Here is a 24,559-nt window from a genome sequence, read left to right as displayed (position 1 = left end):
GTCCGTGCCCCCTCCGTGCACCCTCCGCACGCCACCCGTGGCGCGCCCGGGGCACGTCCTCGTCGGTAGTCTCGGGCCCATGCCGAACCAGCGCGCCCTGCTCCTCGACTCCGCGTCGCTCTACTTCCGCGCCTTCTTCGGCGTGCCCGAGGTGATCGGCCCGAGCGGCGTGCCGACCAACGCGGTGCGCGGCTTCCTCGACATGATCGCCTCACTCGTCGAGCGGGGCCGTCCGACCCACCTCGTCGCCTGCTGGGACAACGACTGGCGGCCGGCCTTCCGCGTCGAGGCCATCCCGTCCTACAAGGCGCACCGGGTGGCCGAGCCCGGCGACGAGGCGCTCGACGGCGAGACGGTGCCCGACGCCCTCTCGGTGCAGGTGCCGATCATCGTCGACGCGCTCGCGGCGCTCGGCATCGCCCGGGTCGGCATCGACGGCCACGAGGCCGACGACGTCATCGGCACCCTGACGACGAGCTTCCGTGGCCGGATGCCCGTCGACGTCGTGACCGGTGACCGTGACCTCTTCCAGCTCGTCGACGACGCGAACTCGATCCGGGTGCTCTACACCGCCCGCGGCGGTGTGCGCTCCCCCGACCTCGTCGACGAGGCCTTCATCGCCGAGAAGTACGGCGTCGGCACGGGCGCCGCCTACGCCGACATGGCGGTGCTGCGCGGCGACACGAGCGACGGGCTGCCCGGCGTCGCCGGCATCGGGGAGAAGACGGCCGCCAAGCTGATCACGACCTACGGCACGCTGGCGGCGCTCCGTGCGGCGATCGACGGGGGCGACCCGGCGCTCAAGGGGGCCCAGCGAGCCCGGCTGGAGGCCGCGACGGCCTATCTCGACGTCGCCCCGCGCGTCGTCGAGGTCGTGCGCGATGCGCCCGTGCCCGACGTCGACCTCGCGACGCCCCGCTCCGTGGCCGACCCGACCCTGATGTCGCGTCTCGCTATCGAGCACGGACTCACGTCGTCGTTCGACCGCGTCGTCAACGCCCTTCGGATCGACTGAGGTCGGGCTGAGGTCGGCAGGTCGGCTGGGATCGCGCGGCCTGCACGCCCCGGTGCGTCACCACCTCGCCCTAGCGTGGGGCCATGACCTCCGACGCGACCCCCTGGGAGCCCCCGCTGGCCGGCACCGAGACCGAGCAGGTCGTCGGTGCGCTCGAGCGTCTGAGGGCGACCTTCCGCTGGAAGGCCGACGGCCTCGACGCCGTCGGGCTCGACACGAGCATCGGCTCCTCCACGCTCACCCTGGGCGGCCTCCTCAAGCACCTCGCAGCCGCCGAGGATCACCACTTCACCTCCAAGCTCACCGGTGAGCCGATCGGCGAACCGTGGCGGGGCTGGGGGTGGGACGGCAGCAACGACTGGGAGTTCACGTCGGCAGCCGATGACACCCCCACGCAGCTGTATGCCGTCTGGGACGGTGCCATCGCACGCTCACGCGCCCGGTTGGCTGCGGTCCTCGCCCGCGGAGGGCTCGACCAGGCCATCGCCGCCCACGACGCCGAGGGCAACCACGCCAACCTGCGTCGCCTGCTGTGCGACCTCGTCGAGGAGTACGGCCGCCACACGGGCCACGCCGACCTCATCCGCGAGGCGGTCGACGGGCGCGTCGGCGAGGACCCGCCCGCGGGCTGGACGCCGTCGGTGCCAGCCGACAGGTGAGGCACGGACGACCTCACTCGGTCAGGCACGTGGTCGGGGTGAGGAGCACCGCTAGGGTCGGCTGATGACGTCCGGGCCGAGCACGGCGATCCGCACGGTGCGCGACGCGGTCCGCACCCAGCTGTGGCCCCTGCCCACGCTCGCCGTGACGGCGGCGATCGCCCTCGGGCTGGTCCTGCCGAGGGTGGATGCCTCGGTCGATGCCGGCCTGTCGGGGTGGGCCGACACCGTGCTCTTCGGTGGCGACGCGGGCTCGGCCAGCACCGTGCTCGATGCCGTCGCGAGCTCGCTGATCACGGTGACGTCCCTGACGTTCTCGCTCACCGTGGTGACGCTCCAGCTGGCGAGCAGCCAGTTCTCGCCGCGGCTGCTGCGCACCTTCACCCAGGACCTCTTCGTCCAGAGCACGCTCGCGCTCTTCCTCGCGACCTTCGCCTACTCCCTGACGGTCCTGCGGTCGGTGCGCTCCGGCGACGACGGCCAGGAGCCGTTCGTTCCGAGGATCTCGGTCACGACCTCCTACGTGCTCGCGATGGTCAGCGTCATCGCGCTCGTGCTCTTCCTCGCGCACCTGACTCGGCAGATCCGGGTCGAGACGATGCTGCACCAGGTGCGACGTGACGCATCGGGGACCTTGCGCTCCGTGCTGCCTCCTCGCGGAGAGGGGCGTCCGGCCGTCACCGTGCCGACCGGCGTCGGGCAGCCCCTGCTGGCGACGACGTCGGGCTTCCTCCTGAGCGTCGATGCGGACGAGCTGCTCGACGTGTCGAGGGCGACCGGATCGGTCGTCGTGCTCACCGCCATGCCGGGTGACTTCGTCGTGGAGGGCACTCCGGTCGGGTCGCTCCACCCTGATCCGGCAGGGCCCGGCGACGCGGCCACTCTGTCCGCCGAGATCCCCGGCACCTTCCCCGGCACGGTCCCCGAGGAGGTGCGCCGGGCCGTGGGGTCGGCGCTGCGGACCGGCACCGAGCGCACGGCGGCCCAGGACGTGGGCTTCGGTCTGCGCCAGCTGACCGACGTGACGACCAAGGCCCTCTCACCCGGCATCAACGACCCGACGACGGCCGTCCACGCCCTCGGGCACGTCTCGGCGCTGCTCGGCGAGCTCGCGGACGCCGAGCTCGGGCCCGTCGAGTCACGGGGTGACGACGGATCGCGCGTGGTGCTCCACCGGCCGGACCTCGAGCACCTGGTCGAGATGTCGCTCACCCAGATCCGCCGATATGGCGCCGCAGACCCCCTCGTCGTCGCCCGCCTCTATCGCCTGCTCGCCGAGCTGTCCTGGCGCGTCTCGCCCGCTGACGCGTGGCTCGTGGAGCGGGAGCGCGGTCGCCTCGACCACACGGTCTCGGGATCGGACTTCGATGCCGTGACCCTGGCCGGCCTCACCGAGCTGTCACGACGCGTCACCACGGCAGGTCCGACACCGTCCTCGCGGTCCGCGCACGGCTGAGAGCTCCGCACCGGTGCACGGGCTCAGCGGGGGCCCAGGGACTCGGTGGCACCGAGGAGGGCCGCGTAGTCGCCGGCGGTCACCGGTCCGAGCGTGAGGGCGCCGTCGGGCAGGGGCACCTCGATGGGCGATCCGCCCTGGATGAGCTGCACGCGGGCGACCCCCTCGACGGAGGTCGCGCTGAGCACCACCTGCCCGACGGCCAGCGGCAGTCGGCTGGCCGACGGGTCCTGCTCGCCCAGGTCGACCTCGATGACCGCCGTGCCGTCGGTGACGCCGACAAGGGTCAGGCGCACGTCCGGTCCGAGGGCCGAGGCCAGCCCTGAGGCGCGCTCGGCCTCACGCGGTCCCGCCGCCAGTCGCGAGAGCACACCCCCGAGCACCGGCACGAGCCCGCTCGCCGCCTGCGCCGCCCCGACGGGGACGAGCCGACCGTCACCGTCGAGGAGGTAGACCTCGGGTGTCGTGGTGCGTGTCGACGGTGGTTGGGTGGCCGAGGGCCCTGCGCTCGGACTGAGGAGGCGATAGGGCACGTCGCGGGGGTCGAGCTCCAGCGGGGTCGTGGCATCGGGTAGCCCGCAGGATGCCGCGGACAGCAGGCAGAGGAGCGCCGCTGCGGCAGCCCTCCTGCCGCGCACCCACCTTCTGCCGCCCGCCCCCCTCATGTGGTCTCCCGGTCGAGCGGCGCACTCGTGGCGTCGTCGTGGAGCAGTGGCAGCCGAATGACGAAACGCGCGCCGCCGCTCGGTGACTCCGTGCACCAGACGGTCCCTCCGTGGGCGCGGACGGTCTCCTCGACGAGGCTGAGCCCCAGACCGGTTCCGGGCCGGGAGCCGCGCGAGCCCGCTCGGGCGAAGCGCTCGAAGATGCGCTCGCGGTCGCTCGCGGCGACGCCCTGCCCGGCGTCGTCGACGACGACGAGCGCCTGCTCGTTGCGACGTCCCACGGTCACCGCCGTCAGGCCTTCACCGTGGGTGTCGGCGTTGGCGAAGAGGTTGAGCAGGGCACGCTTGATCTGGGCCCGGTCCACGAGTACCGGCAGTGCGGTCCCGTCGTCACCTGCTCCGTGCAGCAGAGACACCGGGCGTCGGCTCTCGGCGAGCACGTGGCCGACGAGGTCTGCGAGGTCGGTCTCCACGAGGTCTCGGCCCGCGACGCCCGCATCGAGACGGCCGAGCTCGAGCAGGTCCTCGAGGGCCTGCTTGAGCCGTTCCAGCTCCGCCGCCACGAGATCGAGCGCCTGCTGACCTCGCTCCGACAGGTCGTCGCGGCGGTGCAGGAGCACGTTGACGCTGGTCGAGAGGGTGGTCAGCGGGGAGCGCAGCTCATGGCTCAGATCGGCAGCGAAGCGCGCATCACGCTCGATCCGTTCCTGCAGCGTCTCGACCATGCTGTTGAACGAGCCCACGATCACGGCGAGGTCCGGGTCCTCGGTGCCGGGCAGCCGGGTGTCGAGGCGCCCCACGGCGATGTCGGCCGCGGCCGAGCTGATCGTGTCGAGGGGCACGAGCAGCCGCCGGGCCGCGGCCCGGCCGAGCAGGCCCCCACCCACGGTCGTCAGCACGGCTGCGATCGTCAGCACGATGGAGAGGGTCCGCAACGTCTCGGCGAGCTCCGAGGTGGAGGAGACCTCGAAGAACTGGGCGTCGACCGCCGGCAGCGGGACGCCGACCACGACGGAAGGGCCGCCGCTGGTGCGTGTCCAGGCGAGGCTGACGACACCGTCGGCGGCCCGCTGCGCCACCGCCGGTGGCACCGTGTCGGAGCCATCACCGAGGGCCGAGGAGAACCACTGCCCGTCACGGAGCAGCAGCACGTCCGAGCTCGAGGGAGGCGACAGCGCCCCGATCACCTCGCCCTCCCGGGCTCCGGCGGTGAGCAGGCCGTCGCGCACGAAGGAGGCGTCCGCATACGCCTGACGCAGGGCGAGGCGCTCGCGTTGGTCGACGAGGTAGTGCCGCGCCGCGATGTAGGTGCCGGCCGCCAGCAGCGTCGAGAGCAGGAGCGCGCCGGCAGCGAACGAGACCGTGACCGTTGCTCGCAGCCCGAAGGGCTTGCTCCAGGGCCTCACTGTGGATCGAGCCGGTAGCCGAGGCCCCGGACCGTCACGAGCAGGCCCGGGGTGCCGGGATCGCGCTCGATCTTCGTGCGCAGTCGGCGCACGTGCACGTCGACGATGCGCTCGTCCCCGAAGTAGCCGCGGTCCCAGACGCTCTCGAGCAGGACCCGCCTGCTCAGCACGCGCCCCGCAGCGCCCGCCAGCTCGCCCAGCAGGCGGAACTCGGTGACGGTGAGGTGCACCGGATCGTCGCCTCTGCGCAGGACTCCCGCCGCCTCGTCGAGCACCAGAGGACCATGACCGGCGTCGAGCACGAGCCCTGTGGTCGCATTCGTCCGCTCGACGTCGGCGGGCGCCGCCACGGGCGGCCGACGCCGCAGCGCACGCAGCCGCGCGCTCAGCTCCTTGACCTCGAAGGGCTTGGTCACGTAGTCGTCGGCCCCGGCCTCCAACGCCGCGACGATGTCGTGGGTGTCGGACCGCGCGCTGACGACGATGATGGGTGCGGCGCTCAGCGGTCGCACCGCGCGGATGAACGAGAAACCGTCCATTCCACCGAGCATGAGGTCGACGAGCATGAGATCGGGGGCGGCGTCGCGCACGGACGCGAGGGCACTCTCCGCGTCGGCGCAGTCGACGACGTCGTAGCCCTCGTCCTCCATCGACAGCCGCAGGGCGGTGCGGATGCCGTCGTCGTCCTCCAGGACGAGCAGGCGAGGGCGCATGTCCGCCATCGTCTCAGCCGCGCGGGCCATCGGTGCGCCCGGCCCGGGCCATCGGAGCAGTTGTCACACAACTGACAAGTACTTGTGACGGTGGTCGTGATGTGGGACCGCCAGCCTGAAGACGTCGCTCAACCCGGGTCGCAGAGCCCGTGGACGGTGCCGAAGGAGGATGCCATGACGGTCGAGACGGTGGAGCACGACGGCGGCCCTGCCCTCGAGGTGGTCCTCGACCAGCGGACGTTGCTGCGCGACCTCAGCGCACTGCGCACCAACCTGCCCGGGATCCTGCTCAGCGGTCACGGCACCGTGACCGTCGACGTCGCAGCGGTCGAACGGCTCTCGTCGGTGACCGTGGCTGCCCTCCTGAGGGTCAAGCGACTCTGTCTGATGCACGGGGTGGAGATGCGCGTGGCCAACCCGAGCAGCCGCAACCGTAGTGTCATGCGCCGCTGCGGCATGGTGGAGACAGAGCGCACGCGGCCGGGAGGCGGTGCGCGATGACGATCGTGACAGCCCGCCCCGTGCGGGTCACCGACCACGATGCGGTCGACGCCCGGTGGGAGGTCACCGTCCTCAAGCAGCCGGGTGGGTTCGCAGAGGTGACGCGGTCGGCCGATGCCGTCGTGGTCTGCGTGGGCGACCACGAGGGCTCCGGTGGCGAGGACGACCGACACGCCCCGGACGGGCACGGACCCTGCTGCACGACCGTCCGCTGCGGCGGAGGCGGCCGCGTCATCGTCACGGCACTCGCCGCTCCCCCGGTGCTGCTCGTCGGATCGACGCGCACCGTGCTGGTGCCGAGCACGCCGTCGGAGGCCGGGACCGCCGTCGTGGAGCCCGGCGAGCGACTCCTCGTCCTGTCCGCCGCAGCCTTCGACACGCTGCCGCCGGCCCTCGTCAGCGTGCTGCGAGAGCTCCCCCACCGCGTCCTCAACACCTCTCCGGTCTCCGTGCTGGAGACCGTCTTCTCGGAGATCCCGATCGGCTGCGGTGCGCTGATCAGCCCTGTTCACCTCGACACCCCGTCCAGCAGAACGGAGTTCTCATGACCGGTTGCCCCGCCTTCGCCGCTGCGCTGCGAGAGGAGCGTGTGCTCGCCGAGCGCCGACTTCGCGAGGCGCTGGCCCGCCAGGACGAGTCGGCCGCCCTCGATGCGCGGGCCCGCCTCGCCGACCTCGCGGAGATCACCCGACGCAACGCCTGGGAGCCGGTGTCGGTCCTCGCCCGGTGATCAGACCCGGCCTCTGTGCCCAGGACCTCCGCACCCTAAAGTCGTCTCGCACGCCGACGGTGCCGCGGCCCACCGTGGGCGTGCTCAGTCCAGGCGGTCGGCCGCGACGACGCCGCGCATCACCTTGTCGCTCGCGGATCGCGCCACCGCCGCGAGGGCCGGGTCGGCTGCATCGGTGAGCTGGCCGAGCAGGTCGATGACCTGCTTGCAGCGCCGCACGAAGTCACCGGCCGCGAGGTCGGTGCCGCGCAGCACGTCCTCGAGGCGCTGGCCGCTCGCCCACCGGTGCACGGCCCACGCGAGCCCGCCGTCCGGCATACCGGTGCGCGGCAGTGCCAGGGCGCCCTCGGCGTCCTCCAGGTCGCTCCAGAGGGCGATCATGCGGTCGTAGGCCTCGCGCACGTCGTCGTTGGGCCACCGGGGGGTGAGCCCGCCCTCCTCGCGGCGCGGCTCGTGGATGAGCGTCGACACGATGGCGGCCAGTGACGGCGGGTCCAGCCGCTTCCAGAGGCCCTCGCGCAGGCACTCGGCCGCGAGCAGGTCCTTCTCGGTGTAGAGCTGGCGCAGCCGGTCGCCCTCGGACGTGATGGTCGTGCCGCCCTCGCCGAGGTAGCCCATGTCGACGAGCAGCGCGCAGATGCGGTCGAAGGTCTTGGCCACCGAGTTGGTGCGCCCGTCGATCTTGCGCTGCAGACCGTCGGTCTCGCGCCGCAGCCGCCACCAGCGCTCGGCCCAGCGAGCGTGGTGCTCGCGGTCGGGGCACTGGTGGCAGGGGTGGGCCTTCATCTGGCGCCGCAGCTCGTCGATGCGGTCGGAGCCGGGGTCGGTGACATCGACCGCGGCGCGCCGCCGCGGTGGCGGGTCGTGCGGCATCTGGGCCCGCAGCGTCGCCGCGAGGTCGCGGCGGGCCTTGGGGTTGCGGGCGTTGAACTGCTTGGGCACCCGCATCGTGCCCAGCGGCTCGAGCGGGGTGGGCACGTCGTGCAGGGTCAGCCGTCGCAGGTGGTGGTCCTCGGTGACGACCGCCGGGGAGGCCGCCTCGCCACGACCACCCCGGTTGGGCATGACGACGACGGCCAGGCCGCTGTGTCGACCGGCCGGGATGCGCACGATGTCGCCGATCTTGAGCGACTCGAGCGACCCTGCGGCGTCCTCGCGCAGCGACGCCGACCGGCGCTTGGCCCCGTCGCGCTCGAGCTCTCGGATCTGGTCGCGGAGCGCGGCGTACTCGCGGAAGTCGCCGAGGTGGCAGCGCATCGACTCCTCGTAACCGGCGAGGGCCTCCTCGTTGCGGCGCACGGTGCGCACGAAGCCGACGACGGCCCGGTCGGCCTGGAACTGCGCGAACGACGTCTCGAGGATGTCGCGCGCGGTGTCGCGGCCGAACTGGCGCACGAGGTTGACGGCCATGTTGTAGGTCGGCCGGAAGCTCGAGCGCAGCGGATACGTGCGGGTCGACGCGAGACCGGCCACGGCGGCCGGGTCGAGCCCCCGGTTCCACAGCACGACGGCGTGGCCCTCGATGTCGATGCCCCGGCGGCCGGCGCGCCCGGTCAGCTGGGTGTACTCGGCCGGTGAGATGTCGACGTGGCTCTCGCCGTTGAACTTCACCAGCTTCTCGAGCACGACGGTGCGGGCCGGCATGTTGATGCCGAGGGCGAGCGTCTCGGTGGCGAAGACGGCCTTGATGCGCCCGGCGGTGAAGAGCTCCTCGACGATCTCGCGGAAGGTCGGCAGCATGCCGGCGTGATGCGCAGCGAAACCTCGGGCGATGCCATCGGCGAAGTCCCAGTAGCCGAGCACCGACAGGTCCTCGTCGGCGAGACCCTGGATGCGCTCCTCGACGACCCGACGGTTGCGCTCGCCCTCGGCTTCATCGATGAGGCGCATCCCGCTGGCCAGCAGCTGGCCCACCGCGGCCTCGCAGCCGGCCCGACTGAAGATGAACGTGATCGCCGGCAGCAACCCCTCACGCTCGAGCCGCTCGATGACCTCGTAGCGACTCGCGCCGCCACCCGGGCGACCGCCGCGCACGAAGGCGCGGCCGCCGTCACCGCCGCCCGGTCCCCCACGGCCGCCGTCTCGTCCACCTGCCTGCCGGTCACCCCGACCACCGGATCCGCCCTGACCGCGTGAGCCGCCCGGTGAGCCGCGGCCGTCGCGCCGGCCCGTGCCCGACCAGTCGTCGCGACCGCGCGACCCACCCTTGCCGCGTCCCTTCGCGCGGCCGCCGCGGTTGCTCACCCAGTGGGAGTCCCACGCGCCGCGCCCCTCGTTGCCGCGGATGGCGTGCACGAGGTCGGGGTTGACGGTCACGGGCACGAGGCCGGGCGCGACCTCGGAGGCACCGGAGGTCGCAGGCCCGTCGTCGTCGCCCGCACCGTCGACCTGCTCGACGAAGAGGTCGAACATCGACTGCCCGACCATCATGTGCTGCCAGAGCGGCACCGGTCGGTGCTCGGAGACGACGACCTCCGTGTCACCGCGCACCTCGCCGAGCCAGGCGCCGAACTCCTCGGCGTTGCTCACGGTCGCCGACAGCGACACGACGCTGACGTCGGGCGGCAGGTGGATGATGACCTCCTCCCACACCGCGCCGCGGAAGCGGTCCGCAAGGTAGTGGACCTCGTCCATGACGACCCAACCGAGCCCCCGCAGGGTGGTCGAGCCGGCATACATCATGTTGCGCAGCACCTCGGTCGTCATGACGACGATGGGGGCCTCGCCGTTGATCGAGGCGTCACCGGTCAGCAGGCCGACCCGGTCGGCGCCGTGGCGGCGCACGAGGTCGGCGTACTTCTGGTTGGACAGCGCCTTGATCGGGGTCGTGTAGAACGCCTTGCGTCCCGTCGCGAGGGCCAGGTGCACGGCGAACTCGCCGACGACGGTCTTGCCCGCTCCGGTGGGAGCCGCGACGAGCACCCCGCGCCCGTCCTCGACGGCGCGGCACGACTCGACCTGGAAGTCGTCGAGCGGGAAGTCGAGCTGGGCGGCGAACTCGGTCAGCTGTGGCCAGGACGCGATCACGACCCCACCTCCTTCTCGGTCTGGACGCCCGCGGGTGCGGGCACGACGACGCGCAGCGCCCCCGGCACCACCTCGGCGTCGATGGGCAGGTCGGCGAACATCTCACCGTCGGCCTGCGAGCGTATGCCGTCTGCCTCCAGGCGCACGCGAGTGGCCCGGTGTGTCTCCACCGCAGGATGGCTCACGTGGGTGCCGGAGAAGACCTTGGGGAAGACCCGGAGGAAGGCGGGGATCGACAGCTCGTGCACGATCATGACGTCGAAGAGGCCGTCGGTCACGTCGGCGTCGGGCGACACCCGCATGCCACCACCGAAGGACGTCGTGTTGGCCACGGTCACCAACATCGCACGGGTCTCGATGCGGTGCCCGTCGAGCTCCACGGCATACGGGATCGGGCGGAAGACCGGCAGCTCACGCAGGATGGCGAGGTTGTAGCGCATCTGGCCGCGCGGCCAGCGCATCCGCTGCGCTCGGGCGTTGACGACGGCGTCGAAGCCCGCTCCGAGCACGCCGGCGAACCACCGCTCCCCCAGCACGTCGTGACGCACCCGCCCGGCGTCGATGGCCCGCGTGACACCCTCGTCGAGCAGCCGGACGGCTGCCGCGGGATCACCCACGGGCAGGCCGAGGTTGGTCGCGACGTCGTTGCCGGTGCCGCCGGCCACGATGAGCAGCCGCGCGGGGGTGCCCGCCACGAGGTTGGTGCCGAGGTGCGCCATGCCGTCACCCCCGACGACGACGAGGGTCTCGGCCCCGTCCGCGAGGGCCCGCGCCCCGTGCTCGCGGGCCGACGCGTAGTCGACGCCCGAGACGTCGAGCACCGCGTGACCTCGCGCGACGAGAGCCGCACGGGTGGCCTCACCCAGCCGCCGGCCCGCACCCTTGCCGGCCGTCGGGTTGACGATCAGGGCGACGCGGTGGGGCCGGTGGGACACACCCGAACGCTACAGGGCAGAGGCCTGGTCGTCGGCGACGTCGAGCCAGTCCGGCTTCGTTTCCTCCTTGCGGCGGTCGAGCAGGAAGGCGATGCCGACCGATGCGAAGTAGAGCACGATCATCGGCGAGGCGAGGAAGATCATCGTGTAGGCGTCAGGCGTCGGCGTCATGATCGCGGCGAAGACGAAGATGATCATGATCGCCGGGCGCCAGCTCTTGAGCATGGCGCGCGCCGGCAGGATGCCGACGAGGTTGAGCGCCACGAGGAAGACCGGCAGCAGGAACGCGCAGCCGAAGGCGATGATGAACTTGAGGACGAAGTTGAGGTACTGCGAGCCGTCCTGCAGGTTGTAGGCGCCGTCGGGGGTGAAGCCGAGCAGCACGGCGACGGCCTTGGGCACCATGATGAACGCGAAGTAGCACCCGGCAAGGAAGAGCGGCACGGCGGCGACGACGAACAGCCGCGCGATGAGCTTCTCCTTCTTCGTCAGGCCGGGGACGATGAAGCCCCAGATCTGGAAGAGCCAGACCGGCGAAGCGAGGATCAGCCCGACGAAGAGCGACGTCGTCAGCTGCAGGGCGAACGCGTCGGTCATGCCGGCGAAGTTGATGTTGACGACACCTTCGCGGCCGGCCTGGAGGTCCTGGAGCGGCTTGGTCAGCGCGTCGATGACCTGCTCGTAGTAGACCCAGCCGAGGACTGCGCCAGCGAGGATGGCGACGCCTGCGATGGTGACACGGTTGCGCAGCTCGCGGAGGTGGTCGCCGAGCGACATCCGCCCCTCAGGGTCGCGCTTGCGTCGAAGGGAGGGCATTCAGGTTCGTCCGTGCAGCGGAAGGCGCGGTGGGCGCCCCACTCAGAGGGTCGTGTCGCGGCGGATGTCGGTCGCCTCGGGGCTCGAGGCACGCAGGCGGTCGGCCTCCGCACGGGCGGCGGCGGCCTGGCGCTCGGCCTCGGCGACGCGCTCGTCGGCGACCCGCCGCTCCTCGGCGGCGTGGTCGACGACGTCACCGGGGACGGTGCTGCGCGACGCCTCGCTCGGCGTCGTGGGCTTGCCGTCCTTCTTCAGCTCGTCGACCTCGGACTTGAAGACGCGGGCCGAGCGGCCGAGGCTGCGGGCCATGTCGGGGAGCTTCTTCCATCCGAACAGGGCGATGATGACGATCGCGATGATGATCAGTTCGGGGGCACCCAGGTTGGGCATGTGTCTACTCCTCGTCGAAGTCCGGTCCGGTCGGCCGGGTCGGCGCAGCATCCTCGCTGCAGTGACCAGCATACGTTGGTGTGTGGTGAGTCACCCCTCGGTGCCCCCACCAAATGCCTTGGGGATCACGGGTCGAGACGGTCGTAGGCGGCGAGGGCAGCCCGCGCCTCCTGCGCGACGGCGTCGGCGAGCTCGGGCGGCTCCACGACACGCACCTCGCCCCCCAGGCGGAGCACGAGGCGCCGCACCAGGGCTGGGTCGGCGACCTTGAGGGTGACCCGCAGCGAGCCGTCAGGACCGCGCTCGACACCCTCGTTCGGGTAGTAGTCGGCGATCCAGGCCGCCCACCGGCTCGCCTCGAGCACGACGGTGAGGTCGTTCTCGCCGGGCACGAAGACGTCGTCGAGGTCGCGGGGGCGGGCCCCTGCGGGCGGGGTGCCGTCGACGCCCAGCACCTGCGCGTCCTCGATCCGGTCGAGCCGGAAGAGCCGCACGCCCTCGGCCCGGTGGCACCAGCCCTCGACGTACCACTGCCCGTCGAGGTTGACGATGCGCATGATGTCGACGTCGCGCTCGGTCGACTCGTCACGGGTGGCGACGTAGTAGCGCAGGTGCACGCGCCGACCCCGGGCGAAGGCCTCCTTGAGCGTCGCCATCGCCGGGTGCTGGCTGCCGTCGTCGAGGTCGAGGGCGATGCGTCCCGCGGGGTCGTCGACGGTCGTCGCGGCGGCGGCCCTCAGCTTGGCGAGGGTGCGGTCGGCGACGTCGGAGCCGACGAGGCTCGACCCGAGCGCCTGCAGTCCCGCGGTGAGGGTGACCGCCTCGTCGCGGGTGAGGCGCATCGGGGCCGCGATGTCGTCGGCGTTGTCGAGGTAGACGTGCCCGCTGTCCCACGACGCGTCGATGAGCTCGGCGTGCCCGTAGCCCGGGGTGCCGCAGACGAAGAGCAGCTCGAGGTCCTCGACGATCTGCTCGGTGCTCACCCCGAACTCGCTCGCGGCCTCCTCGATCGGCACCCCGCGGTGCTGCAGGAGCCACGGCACCATGTCGAGCAGTCGGCCCAGCCGCTGGGTCGCGGTCTCGGGCGGTCGGCGCGCCGGCCGGGCCGAGCGGGCCGCGCTCATGCGGACGTCCGCTCGTTGGCCTCGGCCGCGGCGGTCAGCGTCGACCGCACGGCCTCGACGAGCTCGGGCGGCGAGATCGCCACGGCGTGCTGGCCGAGGGCGACGACGTCGCGCTCGGTCGAGCCGCGCCAGTAGGGCACCTCGACCTGCGACCAGCGCTCGTCGAGCTCGGTGACCGCGACGGCGTGCCGGCGCAGGGTGTGCCCCCGACCGTGACGCAGCAGCACGACGGCGGTGCCCTCGGGCTCGGAGACCTGCTGCTCGAGGGAGACCTCCGGCTCGTGGCCCTCGGGCACCGCATAGCTGCCGGCCCGGCCCATCTTGCGCACCGCGCCCTCGAAGCGGCTGAGCCGGAAGGCGCGGTCGTCGTCGCGGTCGAGGTCGAAACCGGTGAGGTACCAGCGCCCGTGCCAGTTCTTGAGGGCCCACGGCTGGACGCGGCGCGTCGTCAGCTCCCCGTCGTTCTTGCGGTAGTCGAAGGTGATCGGCTGCAGGGCCGACACGGCCGCGTGCACGGCCTCGAAGGCCGGCTCCTTGGTGCGGATGCGCGGCTCGGCCCCGGCCGCCACGGACTCGTCGATCTCGACGCCCGACAACCGCAGCTTGCGCAACCCGGCCGACGCCGCGCCGGAGATGCTCGCCGTCGACCACGCCCGCGCCGCGAGAGCAAGGGCCGCGACCTCGTCGGGCTCGAAGCTGATGGCCGGCAGGGTCGTCTCGCTCGGGTCGATGCGGTAGCCGACCTCGTCGTCGAAGAGCACGTCCAGCACCGTCGTGGTGATGGGGATGCCCATCTCGCGCAGCTCGTCCTTGTCGCGCTCGAACATGCGGTCGAAGGCCTCGTCCGACGTCGCCGCCGCGTAGGCGGGAAGCGACTCGCGGATCCGCTGCTTCGAGACCGGTCGCCGCGCCGACTTGAGCGCGAGGATGAGGTTGAGCAGCCGTTCGGTCTTCTCGGCCGAGGCAGACGCGGGGCTCATCGACGACCTTCCTGGGCAGTCGCTGGCGGGTGGGCAGTCCGACGCTACCCGACGCAGACGCAGGTATGCCGTGGGGCCGGGCCCCACGGCATACCTGCGTGTCGTGCTGGTGGCGAGGTCCGCCTCAGCGCACGTCGTCGAGGTCGACGACGAAGATCAGCGTCTCGCCGGGGGCGATGGCGCCACCGGCGCCGCGGTCGCCGTAGGCCAGCTGCGGCGGGATCGTCAGCTTGCGCCGGCCGCCCACCTTCATGCCCTCGATGCCCTTGTCCCACCCGGGGATGACCATGCCGACGCCGAGGCGGAAGTCGAGCGGCGCACCCCGGTTCCACGAGGAGTCGAACTCCTCACCAGTGGAGTGCGCGACACCGACGTAGTGTGCGCTGACGGTGTCACCCGCCTTGGCCTCGCGGCCGTCGCCGTCGATGACGTCCTCGATGAGCAGGTCGGCCGGAGCCTCACCCTCGGGGAAGTCGATCTCGGGCTTGGTGCGGTCTGGGTCGAGTGCCATGCTGCGTTTCCCTTCGTTCCGGCGGAGATGGTCCCCGCCTGTGCTGGGGTCTCGGGTGCTGGCGAACCAGCGGTGGTGCGGGGCGCGCTCGGGTCAGTAGGCGTCGAGGATGTCGACGACGAAGACGAGCGTGTCGGTCCCCTTGATCTTGTCCCCACTGCCGGCCTCGCCGTAACCGTCGGCGGGCGGCACGACGAGCAGCACGCGGCTGCCGACCTTCTGGCCGACGAGGGTCTTGTCCCAGCCGGGGATGACGGCGCCGACGCCGATGGGGAAGTCCGCGGAGGCGCCCCGCTGCCACGAGGAGTCGAAGACGCTGCCGTCGCGCCAGAGCACACCGTGGTACTGGGCGGTGATGGTCTGGCCCTTCTCGACGGCGGCGCCCTTGCCCTCGATGAGGGTGGCCTGCTTGGTCTCGGTGGGCGCAGCCGACTTGGGCACCGTGACGGTGGGCTCCTTGGTGGGGCCGTTCGGGAACGCCACGGTGGGCAGACCCGCCGGGCTCGCGGCCTGCGTGCCGTCGACCTGGGTCAGGCCACGGCGCACGTCGGCGATGTCGGCCACGACGACGATGGTGTCGGTGCCGGCGATGCCGAGCTGGCTGTTGCCCTCCGCGCCGAAGCCCTTGGCCGGCGGGATGGAGAAGACGACGCGCGAGCCCTTGGTGGCGCCCAGCAGACCCTCGGTGAAGCCGGCGATGAGGTCGCTGCGACCGAGGCGGTAGCCCTCGGGCTGACGACCCTCGGCGTAGCCGTCGTCGAGGAGCTTGCCGCTCGTGCCGTTGAAGATCTGGGCCCGCAGGCGCACGGTGTCCTGGGTCGTGGCGGCCGTGCCGGTGCCCGGGGTCAGCACCTTGCGCTCGACGGTGGTCGTGCTGATCGGCGTGGTGCCGAGCGCCACCTTGGGGGCCGTCTTGAGGTCGACGGCGCCGGTGGCCGTCACCCCCTTGAGGGCGACCGAGGGGGCGGTGGTGGCCACCGTCGTGCCGCCCGGTGACGGGTTGCTGCTGCTGCCGCACCCCGCCAACAGGGCGAGGGTGAGGGTGGCTGCGACGGTCAGGGCTGGACGGGAGGGGCGCACGAGAGCACTTTCAGGTCGGGGGCGGGCGGCACGGGGTCCGCTCGGCAAACCCCGTCACTGTAACCCCCGGTGCAGGGTCGCGAGTTCCCGACCGGGGCAGGCTCACAGGCTCCGGACAGGTCCTCACAGGTCGTCTCAGGTGCCGTGGCCCGGAGGGTCCGCGTGCTCGCCGGCGGCTGTGACTCAGAGCGGACGCTGGATGGACGGCGACCGTTCGATGGTGTCCATGAGGCGCTCGACACGGTCGTCGACGGCGCGGAAGGGGTCCTTGCAGAGCACGGTGCGCTGCGCCTGGTCGTTGAGCTTGAGGTGCACCCAGTCCACAGTGAAGTCGCGGCCATGGGCCTGCGCGGCCCGGATGAAGTCGCCGCGCAGCTTGGCTCGGGTGGTCTGCGGGGGGCGCACCTTGGCCTGGAAGATCTCGACGTCGGTGGCGACGCGGGCCGCCTTGCCGTGCCGCTGGAGCAGGTAGAAGAGGCCGCGTCGGCGGTTGATGTCGTGGTAGGCGAGGTCGAGCTGCTGCACCCGCGCATCGGTGAGGGCCAGCCCGTGGCGCTCGCGGTAGCGCTCGATCAGCCGGTGCTTGATGACCCAGTCGATCTCGGTGTCGATCGCGTCGAGGTCACCCGCGGCGATCGCGTCGAGCGCCCGGCCCCACAGGTCGAGGACCTGCTTGGTGTCAGGACTCGTCATGCCCTCGCGGTCGACGAAGTCGAGAGCCTTGTCGAGGTACTCGCGCTGCATGTCGAGAGCCGACAGCTCGCGACCGTTGGACAGGCGCACCGTCGCCCGCCCCGTCGGGTCGTGGCTCATCGTCCGGATGGCCCGGATGGGGTTCTCCATCGTCAGGTCGCGCATCACGACGCCGGCCTCGATCATGCGCAGCACGAGGTCGGCGCTGCCCACCTTGAGCAGCGTCGTCGTCTCGGACATGTTGGAGTCGCCGACGATGACGTGGAGGCGGCGGTACTTCTCGGCGTCGGCGTGCGGCTCGTCGCGGGTGTTGATGATCGGCCGGCTGCGGGTCGTGGCCGACGAGACGCCCTCCCAGATGTGGTCGGCGCGCTGGCTCACCGCGAAGCTTGCCCCGTGGGCGGTCGTGACCACCTTGCCCGCGCCGCAGACGATCTGCCGGCTGATGAGGAAGGGGATGAACATGTCGGAGACGCGGGTGAAGTCGCCGGACCGGCCGTAGCAGTAGTTCTCGTGGCAGCCGTAGGAGTTGCCGGCCGAGTCGGTGTTGTTCTTGAAGACGAAGATCTCGCCCTCGACGCCGTCGTCACGCAGCCGCGCCTGGGCGTCCTCCACGAGACCCTCGAGGATGCGCTCCCCCGCCTTGTCCTGGATCACGAGCTCGCGCACCGAGTCGCACTCCGCAGTGGCGTACTCCGGGTGGGAGCCCACATCGAGGTAGAGCCGGGCGCCGTTGCCGAGGAAGACGTTGCTCGAACGCCCCCAGGCGACGACCCTGCGGAAGAGGTAGCGGGCGACCTCGTCGGGCGTGAGCCGGCGCTGACCCTGCGTGGTGCAGGTGACGCCGTACTCGTTCTCGATCCCGAAGATCCGCCGCTCCATGAACCAACTCTAGGCGGCAGACCACGAGGGCCGAGGGATGGGGCGCACCCACGGCGCGTGCGGGAGCTCTCAGGGACTGCTGTCAGAATGGCGGGGCGACCGACCTGACCTCCCCTCCACCCTGCATTGGACGGACATGATCGACAGACCACACTTCAAGTTCTCTCGCCGCGGCTACGAGCCCGAGGAGGTCGACTCGTTCATCGAGTCGCAGAACCGCACCCTCCAGGCCGCCAAGAAGGACGCTGCCGAGCGCAGTGTCGAGCTGACCAAGCTCAACGCCGCCCTGACCGACCTGCGGGGACAGCTCGGTCAGCAGTCGCGCGTCATGGCGGACCTCAAGAAGCAGAACACGCCGGCCCAGACGCAGACCTTCTCCGACCTCGGTGAGCGCATCGCGCAGATCCTCACGCTCGCCGACCAGGAGGCCGGCGAGATGAAGTCCCGCGCTGCCGCCGAGGCCGACGCGATCCGTGAGCGTGCCAACCGCTCGGCGGCCGAGCTGAAGGCGACCACGACGACGTATGCCGAGCAGGCCCGCGCTCGCGCCGACGAGGAGTCGGTGCGCATCATCGCCCAGGCCAACCGCGAGGCGCAGGCCATCGTCGCCGAGGCACAGAGCGTCACGGCTGCGCAGCGGCAGGAGGCCGCCGCCGAGTACGAAGCGCACCGGTTGCGTGCCTCCACCGCGTCGGCAGAGCTCGAGGTCTCCCTCGCCGCCCGGCGTGAGCAGGCCGACACCGAGTTCGAGCAGCGTCGCAAGCAGCAGGAGCAGCTCCTCGCCGAGTCGGAGGCGCGGCTGCGCCAGACCGCCGAGCGCGCCGAGCGCGAGGCCGCCGACCTGCGCACCCGGTCCGAGCGCACGCTCGAGACCGCGCAGGCGCAGGCCGACCAGATCGTCTCCGAGGCCCGCGACCACGCCTCGCGGCTGCGCGAGGAGTCCGACCGCGAGCTCGCCGCCGCCACCGCCCAGCGCGACAGCATCACGGCCCAGCTGTCCAACGTGCGCCAGATGCTCTCGACGCTCGGCGGGGGCGCGCTCGCCGACGTCCTCGGTGGCGAGGCCGAGGCCCCCAAGGCCAAGCCGGAGCCGGAGCAGGCGCCCGAGCAGGCGACCGAGCAGCAGGAGCGCAATCCCGAGCAGGAGCCTGCGCCGGAGCAGGCGCAGGCGCAGGAGGAGCCCGCCCAACAGGCGCAGGACGACGCTCAGCCCACCGACGCAGCGCAGGACGAGGCCGCCGAGGGCGCGAGCGACGAGTCCTACGGGTCGACGGCGTCGTCCTACTACCAGCGCGGGCCGACGCGCGTCGGGTCCCCCTCGAGCTGAGTCGCAGGGCCCTCGCCCCACCGCACGCAGAGGCCGTCCACCCGCATGGGTGGACGGCCTTCGCCGTCGTCGCCCGATCCCGTATGCCGTGGGGTCGGGCAGGCGTCACCGCTGCGGCGCGCTCAGCCGGGTGGGTGCGGGTGCGGATCGCTCGCCGCGTCCTCGCCGTCGCTGCCAGTGCCAGTGACGCTGCCGGCGTCGGTGGTCTCACCGCTCAGCACCTCGGGGTGCCCCGGGTGCTTCTCGTCGACGAGCGGGGCGTCGGCCGTGGGGTCCTCGGAGCTGAGCAGCCGGGTGAGGAGCGGGCCGACGATGCGCCGGAAGGTGCGACGCGGGCGGTCGCGGTCGAGCACGGCGACCTCGAGCTGGGCGGCGCCGATCTCGCGGCGCTCGCCGTTGTCGCCGGCGGCGAGCACGTCGACGGCGAGCCGCAGCGTCTCGCCGAGCGGGAGGCCGGGGCGCCAGGTCGTCGACAGCCGCTCCTCGGCCTTCTCGCTCGCGCCGCCCATGACGACGAAACCCTGCTCGTCGGCCACGGAGCCGTCGTAGGTGAGGCGGAAGATCTGGTCGCCGTCGGGGGTGAGGCCGACCTCGGCGACGACGATCTCGATCTCGAAAGGCTTGGACTCCTGGGTGAAGACGGCGCCGAGCGTCTGCGCATACGTGTTGGCGAGAGCGCGCGCCGTGACATCGGTGCGGTCGTAGGAGTAGCCCCGCAGGTCGGCGTAGCGGATGCCGGCGACACGCAGGCTCTCGAACTCGTTGTAGCGCCCGACGGCGGCGAAGGCGATGCGGTCGTAGATCTCGGAGACCTTGTGCAGGGCCCGCGACGGGTTCTCGGCGACGAACGCGATGCCCTTGTCGTAGCCGAGGACGATCACGGAGCGGCCGCGCGCAATTCCCTTGCGTGCGAAGTCAGCCCGATCCTTCATCACCTGCTCGGGCGGCACGTAGAACGGCATGCTCATCGGGCACCTCCGGGGTTGTCGCGCCGAGCCGCCACGATGCGTTGGACGTGGGCCTCGAGGTCGGGCTGCGCGACGAAGCGCGCGCCCGTCCGGTCGACGACGGCCACGGTCGGCCAGATCTGCCGGCCGAGGTCCGGGCCTCCGGTGGCCGAGTCGTCGTCGGCGGCGTCGTAGAGCGCCTCGACGGCGATGCCGACGGCCTGCTCCTCCGCGAGGCCGGGTCGCCACAGCTTCTTGAGCGCGCCCCGGGCGAAGACCGAGCCCGACCCCGTCGAGTGGTGACCGCCCTCGATGTAGCAGCCGCCGGTGACGTCGTAGGAGTAGATGCGCCCGCCGTCGGCCTCGAGGTCGAAGCCGGCATAGGTCGGCACGACGGTGAGGCCCTGCATGGCGAGGGAGAGGTTGCCCCGGATCATCGAGGCGAGGCGGTTGGCCTTGCCCTCGAGCGACATGATGGCGCCCTCGATCTTCTCGTAGTGCTCCAGCTCCACCTGGTAGAGGCGCACGAGCTCGATCGCGATGCCGGCCGTGCCGGCGATGCCCACGACGCTGTAGCCGTCGGCGGCGAAGACCTTCTCCATGTCGCGGTTGGCGATGACGTTGCCCATCGTGGCGCGGCGGTCCCCGGCCATGACGACGCCGCCGTCGAAGAGCAGCGCGACGATCGTGGTGCCGTGCGGTGCCTCGATGCTCGCCCCGGAGGGCAGGCGGCGCCCCGAGGGCAGCAGCTCGGGCCGGTAGGCCCCGACGAAGTCGGTGAAGGACGAACTGCCGGTCACGAGGAACGCATCGTCGAGCTGGCGCGCACGCCCCCGGGGGTCGCCCGTCACTCTCCGCCCTTCTGGACGAACCCGCGCACGAACTCCTCGGCGTTGGACTCGAGCACGCCGTCGATCTCGTCGAGGACGCTGTCGATGTCGTCGGTCAGGCCCTCCTTGACGGCAGCCCCCGCCGGGGTGGCCGGGGGGGCCTCCGGGGCATCGGGCACCTCGTCCTCGCGGCGCTGCGGCTTTGCGTGTTCCTGACCCGGCATTGCTACCTCCTGGGACGTGCGGCCTCTTGCACCGACCCTAACGCGTGGGTCGGTGCGAACCGAGCACCGGGACGAGCCACCGCGCCTCGAGCGGGTTGTCGACAAACCAGCCGCGCAGGCACTGCTCGCTGCTACGGTGACAGCGGCCGGCGAGATCCCGTCGTGCACACAACTTCAGATCCACATCTGCTCGGGGGAGTAACCATGAGCATCGCTCACGATTCAGTCGAGCCTGCACGCAGGCAGACGCGCCGCACCATCGTCAAGGGGGCGGCCTGGTCGGTGCCGGTGCTGGCCGTCGGCACGCCGGCTGCGCACGCGGGCATCAGCCAGTGCACGGTGACCGGGTCGGTCACGCTGGGTCCGACGGGCCGGGTCCGTCTCGATGCCGTGTGCCGTGACCTGTCACAGAGCAGCGCCTTCGCCGTGCCGCGCATCCGCAACAACTACGGCCTCGTCTGGCTGCCCTCCTACATCGAGATCTGCAACTGCACGAGCGACCCCGCGTGGTATCGCTTCCGTGAGACCGACAGCCTCGACAACTTCCAGATCGAGGTCAACGGCCAGCACAACGACCAGAACGGACCGGGGGCCGGCTACCGCGACCCGTTCAAGCTCGCGGCGGTCGGTGACGCCGGAGGGTGCCAGCGCTTCTCGCTCACCTACCGCACCTCAGACCCCCGGCCGTTCTCCAACTCCGCGAACGGCATCCCGCCGGCCGGCTCGCGCGACGCCGTCACCGTCAACCTCATCCTCCAGAGGCACCCGTCGACGGCAGCCGTGGCGCCCGGCCCCAACGACCCGGGCTGGGTGCTCAACACCGACCTGCCGTTCAACGGCTTCGTCTGGCGCACGACGACGCCCGAGCCGGACTTCGACTCGTGCGCGGCGGGCCAGATCGCCCCGCGGTCGTTGTCGACCGAGCGCTCCGCCCCGTCGCTCGGCGACTGAGCCCTGCGCACCACGACGCGATCCACGCAGCACGCCGCCGGCGGTGACGCCGACGGTGTGCTGTGCCTCCACGTCCTGGGCGAGGTGCTCGCCGTGCAGGTCCGCGGTGCTGCGGCGCGCCGACAGGTGCTCGGGGCGTGGTCGCGCTGCGTCGTGCCCCCACCACCCGGACCCGTGCGCACCCTGCTCGCCGCCGACACCGACCTGCCGCTGACGCGCGAGCTCGAGGCACGCCTCGTCCACGACCTCAACGACCTCGGCATCGACCACCTCGCCGGATCGGCCGTCCTGCTCCACGCCGCCGGCCTCAGCGGGCCCCGGGGCGACGTCATCGCGCTCGTCGCCGGCTCGGGCACGGGCAAGACGACCGCCGCTGCCCGTCTCACCTCGGCCGACGCGGGGAACGCGTCCTTCGGCTACGTGACCGATGAGACCGTCGCGGTGCTGCGCGACGGGACGGTGCCGCCCTTCCCCAAGCCGCTCGCCGTCATCGACGACCCGGAGCACCCCGAGACCAAGACACACCACGGGCCGGACCGGCTGGGCCTGCGGCACTGCCCTGACGACCTGCGCCTGCACTCCGTCGTGCTCCTGCGCCGTGACCCGTCACTGCGACACGACCCGGTCCTGACTCCCCTGCCCACCCTGGCCGCCGTGCTCGAACTCGTGGGGCACACGAGCGCGCTGCTGCAGCTCGCGCAGCCCCTGCAGCGCCTGGCCGAGGTCGTCTCCCGCGGAGCCGGCTGCTTCAGCGTCACGTATGCGGAGTCCGGCGACCTCGCCCTACCGCTCCGGGCGCTGTTGCGGCACGGGCAGATCCAGGACCGGCAGCCCGACTGGGAGCCGCTCCCCCGCCTGCAGCCCGATGAGGCGGCACAGCCCGCCGACAGCAGCCTGGTCGCACGAGCCGACGTCGTGGACGGCATACGGGCTGGGTCCGAGGCCGTCGTCCTCGCCGGCGACACCCCGGTGCGTCTCGGGCCGCTGGCCCTGACGCTCTGGTGCGAGGCCGGGCCCGGCGCGAGCGAGGCGTCGCTCGTCGAGGCCGCTTGTCGCGCCCACGGCGATTACCCCGATGCCGACCAGGTCGTCGCGGCTGCCGTCGACGACCTGGTCGAGGCCGGAGTGCTGCGGCGCACCTGAGTTCCGCTGCCCTACAACGAGATCGGGGGCCTCAGTCCGGGGTAGCGAGTCCGCGCAGGAGTGCCGTGACGTCGACGCTCTCCTCGAGTAGGGTGCCCACCTGGGCGCGGGTGCCGCGCTCCGGCTCGAGGATCGGCACCCGCTGGAGGCTCGTGTGACCCGGCACGTCGAAGACGACGGAGTCCCAGCTGGCCGAGAAGACCTCGGCCCCGAAACGCCGCACGCAGGTGCCGCGGAACCAGGCGCGGGTGTCGTCGGGCGGGGTGGTGCACGCGACCCGCACCTGCTCCGGTGTCACGAGGTCGACCGTGCGGCCGCGGTCGCGCAGGCGGTGCACGAGCCCCTTCTCTGGCCGCACGTCGGCCCACTGGATGTCGACCGCCGCGAGGCGGTGGTCGTCCCAGGCGAGGCTGTCACGGGAGCGGAAGCCCTCGAGGAGCTGGAGCTTGGTGACCCAGTCGAGCATCCCCGCACACGACATGACGTCGCGACCCAGTCGGGTCAGCACGTCCCCCCAGAGCGCCATGACCTCGGTCGTGGCCTCCGGCTCCGGGTCGTCGCCACGCAGCTCGAGCCACCGCTGGGCGGCCTCGAGGTAGAGCCACTGCACGTCGAGAGCCGTCATGACGCGGCCGTCGGCGAGCTCGACCGTGGCCTGCAGGCTCGGGTCGTGCGAGATGCTCTGCAGGGCGGCGACCGGCCGGCGGATCGACCAGTCCTGCGTGAGATAGCCGTCCTCGATCATGCCCAGCACAAGAGAGGTGGTGCCGACCTTGAGCAGCCCGGCGACATCGAACAGGTTCGCGTCGCCGATGATGACGTGCAGGCGGCGATAGCGGTCGGCCACCGCGTGCGGCTCGTCACGGGTGTTGATGATCGGGCGCTTGAGGGTCGTCTCGAGCCCGACCTCCGTCTCGAAGAAGTCGGCGCGCTGGGAGATCTGGTAGCCCGCTCCCCTGCTGTCGACGCCCAGCCCGACCCGGCCCGCGCCGCACACGACTTGGCGCGTCACGAAGAACGGGATGAGGTGACGCACGATGTCGGGGAAGGCGGTGCGACGCGGCATGAGGTAGTTCTCGTGCGTGCCGTAGGACTGGCCCTTGCCGTCGGTGTTGTTCTTGTAGAGGTTGACGGGGGGCTGGCCCGGGCGGGCCGCGAGCAGCCGCACCGACTCGAGGGCGATGGCATCGCCGGCGCGGTCCCAGGTGACGGCGTCGCGCGGCAGGGTCACCTCGGGCGAGCTGTATTCCGGGTGCGCGTGGTCGACGTAGTAGCGGGCGCCGTTGGTGAGCACGACGTTGGCGAGGGTCGGGTCCTCGACGTCGGTGAGCTGGCTCGGGTCGGCCGACTGGCGGTCGAGCTGCCAGCCCCGGGCATCGCGGAGCGGGTCCTCGAAGGCGTAGTCCCAGCTCGACTGGTTGGAGCGGATGCCCTGCGCGGCGGCATACACGCTGATCACCTGCCCCGAGAGGAACATCGGGTTGGCCATCGGGTCGCCGGGCACGGAGATGCCGTACTCGGTCTCGAGGCCCATGATCCGACGCACCGTCATGG

The 24,559-nt window shown here is 71.9% G+C and carries 25 protein-coding genes; 9 read left to right on the top strand and 16 right to left on the bottom strand.

The window, feature by feature from the left end; genetic code table 11:
• The first annotated feature begins 79 nt into the window (after nt 1-79).
• The 3 genes from LG278_RS10855 (at nt 80) to LG278_RS10845 (ending at nt 3,130) form a co-directional block, all read left to right on the top strand.
• Nucleotides 80-1,015, top strand: coding sequence for a 5'-3' exonuclease H3TH domain-containing protein (locus tag LG278_RS10855; protein WP_404386972.1), 936 nt, complete (start codon nt 80-82; stop codon nt 1,013-1,015).
• A gap of 83 nt (nt 1,016-1,098) precedes the next feature.
• Nucleotides 1,099-1,674 carry a DUF664 domain-containing protein gene (locus LG278_RS10850; protein WP_404386971.1) on the top strand — a complete coding sequence of 192 codons (576 nt, stop codon included), beginning with the start codon at nt 1,099-1,101 and terminating at the stop codon, nt 1,672-1,674.
• A 64-nt stretch (nt 1,675-1,738) separates the two neighbouring features.
• On the top strand, nt 1,739-3,130 hold the full coding sequence (locus LG278_RS10845) for a DUF2254 domain-containing protein (RefSeq protein ID WP_404386970.1): 1,392 nt from the start codon (nt 1,739-1,741) through the stop codon (nt 3,128-3,130).
• Between the two features lie 23 nt (nt 3,131-3,153).
• Here LG278_RS10845 and LG278_RS10840 read toward each other — a convergent pair whose 3' ends face one another.
• Genes LG278_RS10840 through LG278_RS10830 form a run of 3 tightly spaced genes read right to left on the bottom strand, consistent with a single transcriptional unit; the run spans nt 3,154 to nt 5,914 of the window.
• Nucleotides 3,154-3,768, bottom strand: coding sequence for a GerMN domain-containing protein (locus LG278_RS10840; RefSeq protein ID WP_404386969.1), 615 nt, complete (start codon nt 3,766-3,768; stop codon nt 3,154-3,156).
• 23 nt (nt 3,769-3,791) lie between these two features.
• Entirely contained in the window at nt 3,792-5,201 is a 1,410-nt protein-coding gene (locus LG278_RS10835) for an ATP-binding protein (protein WP_404386968.1), read from the bottom strand.
• Entirely contained in the window at nt 5,198-5,914 is a 717-nt protein-coding gene (locus LG278_RS10830; RefSeq protein WP_404386967.1) for a response regulator, read from the bottom strand. Before LG278_RS10830 ends, LG278_RS10835 begins: the two co-directional genes overlap by 4 nt.
• 174 nt (nt 5,915-6,088) lie before the next feature.
• On the opposite strand from LG278_RS10830, the gene LG278_RS10825 reads away from it, so the two are divergent.
• Genes LG278_RS10825 through LG278_RS10815 form a run of 3 tightly spaced genes read left to right on the top strand, consistent with a single transcriptional unit; the run spans nt 6,089 to nt 7,145 of the window.
• Nucleotides 6,089-6,415 carry a lipid asymmetry maintenance protein MlaB gene (locus tag LG278_RS10825; RefSeq protein WP_404386966.1) on the top strand — a complete coding sequence of 109 codons (327 nt, stop codon included), beginning with the start codon at nt 6,089-6,091 and terminating at the stop codon, nt 6,413-6,415.
• The gene (locus LG278_RS10820; protein WP_404386965.1) at nt 6,412-6,963 is read left to right on the top strand and encodes a hypothetical protein; all 552 of its coding nucleotides are present in this window, start codon (nt 6,412-6,414) and stop codon (nt 6,961-6,963) included. The genes LG278_RS10825 and LG278_RS10820 overlap by 4 nt, the downstream gene beginning before the upstream one ends.
• Nucleotides 6,960-7,145 carry a hypothetical protein gene (locus LG278_RS10815; RefSeq protein WP_404386964.1) on the top strand — a complete coding sequence of 62 codons (186 nt, stop codon included), beginning with the start codon at nt 6,960-6,962 and terminating at the stop codon, nt 7,143-7,145. The genes LG278_RS10820 and LG278_RS10815 overlap by 4 nt, the downstream gene beginning before the upstream one ends.
• Nucleotides 7,146-7,229: 84 nt before the next feature.
• On the opposite strand, the gene LG278_RS10810 is transcribed toward LG278_RS10815, so the two are convergent.
• The 9 genes from LG278_RS10810 to pafA form a co-directional block, all read right to left on the bottom strand.
• Complete coding sequence (locus tag LG278_RS10810) at nt 7,230-10,172, bottom strand: DEAD/DEAH box helicase (RefSeq protein WP_404386962.1); 2,943 nt, start codon at nt 10,170-10,172, stop codon at nt 7,230-7,232.
• Entirely contained in the window at nt 10,169-11,107 is a 939-nt protein-coding gene (locus tag LG278_RS10805) for a diacylglycerol/lipid kinase family protein (protein WP_404386960.1), read from the bottom strand. Before LG278_RS10805 ends, LG278_RS10810 begins: the two co-directional genes overlap by 4 nt.
• A 9-nt stretch (nt 11,108-11,116) precedes the next feature.
• Nucleotides 11,117-11,923, bottom strand: coding sequence for a twin-arginine translocase subunit TatC (tatC, locus tag LG278_RS10800; RefSeq protein WP_404386958.1), 807 nt, complete (start codon nt 11,921-11,923; stop codon nt 11,117-11,119).
• A gap of 42 nt (nt 11,924-11,965) precedes the next feature.
• Complete coding sequence (tatA, locus tag LG278_RS10795; protein WP_404386956.1) at nt 11,966-12,313, bottom strand: Sec-independent protein translocase subunit TatA; 348 nt, start codon at nt 12,311-12,313, stop codon at nt 11,966-11,968.
• Between the two features lie 125 nt (nt 12,314-12,438).
• Nucleotides 12,439-13,437, bottom strand: a complete 999-nt coding sequence (locus LG278_RS10790; RefSeq protein ID WP_404386954.1) for a helix-turn-helix transcriptional regulator — start codon at nt 13,435-13,437, stop codon at nt 12,439-12,441.
• A complete protein-coding gene (locus tag LG278_RS10785; RefSeq protein WP_404386952.1) occupies nt 13,434-14,417 on the bottom strand; it encodes a helix-turn-helix transcriptional regulator in 984 nt (327 codons plus the stop codon). The genes LG278_RS10790 and LG278_RS10785 overlap by 4 nt, the downstream gene beginning before the upstream one ends.
• Before the next feature lie 124 nt (nt 14,418-14,541).
• Nucleotides 14,542-14,928: an FKBP-type peptidyl-prolyl cis-trans isomerase gene (locus LG278_RS10780; protein WP_404386950.1), complete on the bottom strand. Its 387-nt coding sequence runs from the start codon at nt 14,926-14,928 to the stop codon at nt 14,542-14,544.
• 93 nt (nt 14,929-15,021) lie between these two features.
• Nucleotides 15,022-16,008: an FKBP-type peptidyl-prolyl cis-trans isomerase gene (locus LG278_RS10775; RefSeq protein WP_404386948.1), complete on the bottom strand. Its 987-nt coding sequence runs from the start codon at nt 16,006-16,008 to the stop codon at nt 15,022-15,024.
• 183 nt (nt 16,009-16,191) lie between these two features.
• The gene (pafA, locus tag LG278_RS10770; RefSeq protein ID WP_404386946.1) at nt 16,192-17,583 is read right to left on the bottom strand and encodes a Pup--protein ligase; all 1,392 of its coding nucleotides are present in this window, start codon (nt 17,581-17,583) and stop codon (nt 16,192-16,194) included.
• 136 nt (nt 17,584-17,719) lie between these two features.
• Here pafA and LG278_RS10765 point away from each other — a divergent pair, with 136 nt between their 5' ends.
• Nucleotides 17,720-18,910, top strand: a complete 1,191-nt coding sequence (locus LG278_RS10765; RefSeq protein ID WP_404386944.1) for a hypothetical protein — start codon at nt 17,720-17,722, stop codon at nt 18,908-18,910.
• A gap of 122 nt (nt 18,911-19,032) precedes the next feature.
• On the opposite strand, the gene prcA is transcribed toward LG278_RS10765, so the two are convergent.
• The 3 genes from prcA to LG278_RS10750 are packed head-to-tail and all read right to left on the bottom strand — an operon-like array spanning nt 19,033 to nt 20,911.
• Nucleotides 19,033-19,878 (bottom strand): proteasome subunit alpha, encoded by an 846-nt coding sequence (gene prcA / locus LG278_RS10760; RefSeq protein ID WP_404386942.1) that lies wholly within the window; start codon nt 19,876-19,878, stop codon nt 19,033-19,035.
• A complete protein-coding gene (gene prcB / locus LG278_RS10755) occupies nt 19,875-20,708 on the bottom strand; it encodes a proteasome subunit beta (protein WP_404386940.1) in 834 nt (277 codons plus the stop codon). The genes prcA and prcB overlap by 4 nt, the downstream gene beginning before the upstream one ends.
• The gene (locus LG278_RS10750) at nt 20,705-20,911 is read right to left on the bottom strand and encodes a ubiquitin-like protein Pup (protein WP_404386938.1); all 207 of its coding nucleotides are present in this window, start codon (nt 20,909-20,911) and stop codon (nt 20,705-20,707) included. Before LG278_RS10750 ends, prcB begins: the two co-directional genes overlap by 4 nt.
• Nucleotides 20,912-21,115: 204 nt before the next feature.
• Between LG278_RS10750 and LG278_RS10745 the strand changes: the two genes are divergently transcribed.
• Nucleotides 21,116-21,862 carry a hypothetical protein gene (locus LG278_RS10745; protein WP_404386936.1) on the top strand — a complete coding sequence of 249 codons (747 nt, stop codon included), beginning with the start codon at nt 21,116-21,118 and terminating at the stop codon, nt 21,860-21,862.
• A gap of 93 nt (nt 21,863-21,955) precedes the next feature.
• On the top strand, nt 21,956-23,005 hold the full coding sequence (locus LG278_RS10740; protein ID WP_404386934.1) for a hypothetical protein: 1,050 nt from the start codon (nt 21,956-21,958) through the stop codon (nt 23,003-23,005).
• Nucleotides 23,006-23,036: 31 nt separating this feature from the next.
• On the opposite strand, the gene dop is transcribed toward LG278_RS10740, so the two are convergent.
• Entirely contained in the window at nt 23,037-24,557 is a 1,521-nt protein-coding gene (gene dop / locus LG278_RS10735) for a depupylase/deamidase Dop (protein ID WP_404386932.1), read from the bottom strand.
• Between the last annotated feature and the right edge of the window lie 2 nt (nt 24,558-24,559).

This window comes from Humibacillus xanthopallidus, assembly GCF_044793955.1.
GTDB lineage: Bacteria > Actinomycetota > Actinomycetes > Actinomycetales > Dermatophilaceae > Humibacillus > Humibacillus xanthopallidus_C.
This window is presented reverse-complemented; position numbering and strand designations above follow the sequence as displayed.